This is a genomic window from Mycobacterium sp. TH-M25, assembly GCF_057473665.1.
On the sequence record NZ_JBYCLA010000267.1, the window covers coordinates 1 to 4,926 of the forward strand.

The following is a 4,926-nucleotide window of genomic DNA, read 5'->3' on the forward strand; positions in this document are numbered from 1 at the left end:
CAAGATTTGCAATATCTGGCTGTGGCCTAGCCAAAGTTGGCACAAAAATCGGTGGACCTGGGCCGCTGGCCTATGCCATCTTCGTCTTAGTAAGTCAGCAACGATGCTGGGGTCCTTAGCAAGCGTGAAAATCTCGGGTCCTCAGATCACAACCACTGAGGAGAACGCCATGTCGAGCGTTGGCCAGCCCAAGAGCGCCGAAGAGATCCAGCAGGACTGGGATACCAACCCCCGCTGGAAGGGCATCACCCGCACCTACAGCCCCGCCGACGTAGTGGCCCTGCAGGGTTCAGTCGTCGAGGAGTCCACGCTGGCTCGCCGTGGCGCCGAGGTGCTGTGGAGCCAGCTGCACGACCTGGAGTTCGTCAACGCGCTCGGCGCGCTGACCGGCAACATGGCCGTCCAGCAGGTCCGCGCCGGCCTCAAGGCCATCTACCTGTCGGGTTGGCAGGTCGCCGGTGACGCGAACCTGTCCGGCCACACCTACCCCGACCAGAGCCTGTACCCGGCCAACTCGGTGCCGCAGGTGGTCCGCCGGATCAACAACGCACTGCTGCGCGCCGACCAGATCGCCAAGGTCGAGGGCGACACCTCCATCGAGAACTGGTTGGCCCCGATCGTCGCCGACGGTGAGGCCGGTTTCGGTGGCGCGCTCAACGTCTACGAGCTGCAGAAGGCCATGATCGCGGCCGGTGTCGCCGGTTCGCACTGGGAGGACCAGCTGGCCTCGGAGAAGAAGTGCGGTCACCTCGGTGGCAAGGTGCTGATCCCGACCCAGCAGCACATCCGCACCCTGACCTCGGCTCGCCTGGCGGCCGACGTGGCTGATGTTCCCACGGTCGTCATCGCCCGCACCGACGCCGAGGCGGCCACGCTGATCACCTCCGACGTCGACGAGCGCGACCGTCCGTTCGTCACCGGTGAGCGCACCTCCGAGGGCTTCTACCGGGTGCGCAACGGCCTGGAGCCCTGCATCGCCCGCGCCAAGGCCTATGCGCCGTACTCCGACCTGATCTGGATGGAGACCGGCACCCCGGATCTCGACCTGGCCCGCCGCTTCGCCGAGGGCGTCAAGAGCGAGTTCCCCGACCAGCTGCTGGCCTACAACTGCTCGCCGTCGTTCAACTGGCGCAAGCACCTGGACGACTCGACGATCGCCCGGTTCCAAAAAGAGCTCGGCGCCATGGGATTCAAGTTCCAGTTCATCACGCTGGCCGGCTTCCACGCCCTGAACTACTCGATGTTCGATCTGGCTTACGGCTACGCCCGCAACCAGATGAGCGCCTACGTCGAGCTGCAGGAGCGCGAGTTCGCCGCAGAGGAGCGCGGCTACACCGCGACCAAGCACCAGCGTGAGGTCGGCGCCGGCTACTTCGACCGGATCGCCACCACTGTGGACCCGACGTCGTCGACCACCGCGCTGGCCGGCTCGACCGAAGAGGGCCAGTTCCACTAGGCCGCCTCGAACGTCGAGTTGTTGCGGGGTTTTCGCTCGAGTGCTCCCAACAACTCGACGCTCGGCGTTGCAGGCCGTCGCCACAAGCTCGCGGCTTGACAGCGCAGGCCCCGCCCAGAAACCCTGTGCGGGGCCTGACGTATCTCGAGAGGACATTTCCGACAGTGAGCACTGCGATTGAGCGGGTTGGTGTGATCGGTGCCGGGCAGATGGGCGCGGGCATTGCCGAGGTCTCGGCGAAGGCCGGAGCTGACGTGGTGGTCTACGAGCTGACCGACGCGCTGGCCGCGGCGGGCAAGTCCCGCATCGAGGCGTCCCTGGAACGGGCCGTCGGCAAGGGCAAGCTGTCAGCGCAGGAGCGCGACGCGACGTGCAAGCGGCTGCGCTACACGAGCACCATGGCCGACCTCGCCGACCGTCAGCTGACCATCGAGGCGATTGTCGAGAACGAGGCCGTCAAGGCCAAGGTGTTCGCCGAACTCGACGAAATCGTCACCGACCCTGCCGCCGTGCTCGCGTCCAACACCTCCAGCATCCCGATCATGAAAATTGCTGCGGCGACCAAGAATCCGGGTCGCGTGCTTGGCCTGCACTTCTTCAACCCGGTGCCCGTGCTGCCGCTCGTCGAGTTGGTCAAAACCTTGGTCACCGACGACGAGGCGGTGGAGCGCGTCGAGCATTTCGCGAGCCGGGTGCTCGGCAAGAAGGTGGTGCGCTGCGGCGACCGCTCCGGCTTCGTGGTCAACGCGCTGCTGGTGCCCTACCTGTTGTCGGCCATCCGGATGGTCGAATCGGGTGTCGCGTCCATCGACGACGTCGACACCGCGATCGTCGCCGGGCTGTCGCATCCGATGGGTCCGTTGCGGCTCTCCGACCTCATCGGGCTCGACACCATGAAGCTGATCGCCGACGCCATGTACGACGAACTCAAAGACGCGCATTACGCCCCGCCGCCGTTGCTGCAGCGAATGGTCGAAGCCGGCCAGCTCGGCAAGAAATCCGGTCGAGGTTTCTACACGTATTGACCCCAGGACCACCAGAGGCGGGCGCTACGATTATTTTGTAGTCCAACTGGGGTATCTGACTGCAATGGCTCACTTGTCGACTGGCAACGGTTTGCGGGACGTGGTCGTCACCGGTATCGCACTGACGACTGCGCTGGCCACCGACGCCGAGACCACATGGGCGCAGCTGCTGGCAGGACGAAGCGGCATACGACCCCTCGACGCTGACTTCATCGAGCAATTCGAGATGCCAGTGCGTATCGGTGGACGTCTGCTGGAGGATTTCGACCAATACCTGACCCGGATCGAGCTGCGCCGGTTTCTGTTCCTGCAGAAAATTGCCACCCAAGTCGCCCGCCGGCTGTGGGATCAGATCGGCTCGCCAGACGTCGATGTCAACCAGTTGATGGTGTCGATCGGGACTGCCATGGGTTCAACGCAGGAATTCATCGAAGTCAGCGACGACTTCAACCGGCGAGGCATGAAAGCCATCTCGCCGGTCGGCGTGCAAAAGGCAATGCCCAATGCCGCGGCCGCGGCGGTCGGCCTGCAACGCGGCGCCAAAGGCGGAATCTTGACGCCGGTGTCGGCCTGTGCGTCGGGCGCTGAGGCGATCGCGCTGGCGTGGCGAAGCATCGTGTGCGGTGAGGCTGACATCGCGATCTGCGGGGGCGTCGAGACGAAGATCGAAGCGGTGCCGACGGCGGCGTTCTCCAACCATGGCTTGCTGTCGACCAACAACGACGACCCTGCCGGGGCGTGCCGGCCGTTCGACAAAGATCGCGACGGTTTCGTTTGCGGGGAGGCCGGCGCCCTGATGGTCATCGAAACCGAGGAGCACGCAAAAGCCCGAGGCGCCGACATCATCGCACGCGTTATGGGGGCCGGCATCACCTCGGACGGCTACCAGGCGGTGCTGGCCGACCCTACCGGGGAACAAGCCGGTCGCGCGATGACGCGGGCAATCCAGCTTGCTGGACTCGTTCCCGGGGACATCGACCATGTCAACGCGCACGCGAACGGCACCGTCGACGGCGATCTCGCCGAAGCGAAGGCGATCCACCGGGCGCTGGGGGCGCACGCGCCGGCGGTCTATGCGCCCAAGGCTGCCTTGGGTCATTCGTTTGGTGCGGTAGGCGCGGTCGAGGCCATTGTGACGGTGCTGGCCCTGCGTGACGGCGTGATCCCGCCGACGCTGAACCTGCAACAGCTCGATCCAGAGATCGAGCTGGACGTGGTGACGGGTGAAGCGCGTCGGGGTGACTACCGGTACGCGATCAGCAATTCGTTCGCTTTCGGCGGCTACAACGTGGCGTTGGTTTTCGGAAGTTGTTGATGCGCGCATTAGACTTGCGCCAGCGGCTACGCTTGTTCCTCGGGGATCGGGTGTAGCCTCTGCCCACGTGTCGAGCCAAGACACAGTGCCCATTTGAAGCCCCTTCCGACTCACAGGACAAACGGTGTCAGATTCCTCAAGTGCAACGCCCACTGCTCAGTCCGCGTGGTTGTCGAAGTCAGCGGCCCAAACCCGCGGTTCGGACAAGAAGGAAGTCCAGTTCCACTACGACATCTCCAACGACTTCTTCCGGCTATGGCAGGACCCGTCGCAGACCTACAGCTGCGCGTACTTCGAAAAGGACGACTACACCCTCGAACAGGCACAGTTGGCCAAGGTCGACTTGTCGCTGGGCAAGCTGGACCTGAAGCCGGGCATGACGCTGCTGGACATCGGCTGCGGGTGGGGCTCGACGATCCAGCGTGCGGTCGAGAAGTACGACGTCAACGTCATCGGCCTGACCCTCTCGGAGAACCAGAAGCAGCACATTGAGCAAAACCGGTTCCCCAACATCAAGACCGACCGCAAGATGGAAGTGCGGTTGCAGCCGTGGGAAGACTTCGATGAGCCGATCGACCGCGTGGTCTCAATTGGCGCGTTTGAGCATTTTGGCTTCAACAAGTACGACGACTATTTCAAGAAGACGTTCAACTTGATGCCCGACGACGGTGTGATGATGCTGCACACCATCATCATTCCGAGTGATGAGGAGATCAAGGAGCGCAAGCTGCCTCTGACGATGTCGCGGGTGCGGTTCATCAAATTCATCATGGACGAGATCTACCCCGGTGGCCGTCTGCCGCTGGCCGCGCAGGTCGAGGATGCAGCGGTCGGGGCCGGGTATGCCGTCACGTTGAAGCAGAAGCTGCGTCCGCACTATGCGCGCACCCTGGACACTTGGGCAAGCAACCTGGAGTCGAAGAAAGGTGAAGCCATCGAGATCACTTCGGAGGAGATCTACGAGCGTTTCCTGAAATACCTGACCGGTTGTGCCGACCTGTTCCGCGAGGGCTACCCCGATGTATGCCAAGACACCTGCGTGAAGACGCCCGCGTAGAAGAATCGGATGAAGTGCGTTATACAGATCGTCCGAAACACTAGAACCAAACGACCTGAACGAGAGTCACTGT

Annotated in this window: 4 protein-coding genes; all 4 read left to right on the top strand. The window is 63.4% G+C overall.

The features are described 5' to 3' along the window. Positions 1 to 169 precede the first annotated feature (169 nt). The 4 genes from aceA to AC2VOU_RS09150 all read left to right on the top strand — a co-directional run bounded on the left by aceA (position 170) and on the right by AC2VOU_RS09150 (position 4,853). The gene (gene aceA, locus AC2VOU_RS09135) at positions 170 to 1,456 is read left to right on the top strand and encodes an isocitrate lyase (RefSeq protein WP_486957092.1); all 1,287 of its coding nucleotides are present in this window, start codon (positions 170 to 172) and stop codon (positions 1,454 to 1,456) included. 164 nt (positions 1,457 to 1,620) lie between these two features. Further along, positions 1,621 to 2,481: a 3-hydroxybutyryl-CoA dehydrogenase gene (locus tag AC2VOU_RS09140; protein ID WP_486957093.1), complete on the top strand. Its 861-nt coding sequence runs from the start codon at positions 1,621 to 1,623 to the stop codon at positions 2,479 to 2,481. A gap of 64 nt (positions 2,482 to 2,545) precedes the next feature. After that, positions 2,546 to 3,796, top strand: coding sequence for a KasA/KasB family beta-ketoacyl-ACP synthase (locus AC2VOU_RS09145; protein ID WP_486957094.1), 1,251 nt, complete (start codon positions 2,546 to 2,548; stop codon positions 3,794 to 3,796). Positions 3,797 to 3,920: 124 nt separating this feature from the next. After that, complete coding sequence (locus tag AC2VOU_RS09150; RefSeq protein WP_486957095.1) at positions 3,921 to 4,853, top strand: cyclopropane mycolic acid synthase family methyltransferase; 933 nt, start codon at positions 3,921 to 3,923, stop codon at positions 4,851 to 4,853. Positions 4,854 to 4,926 lie beyond the last annotated feature (73 nt).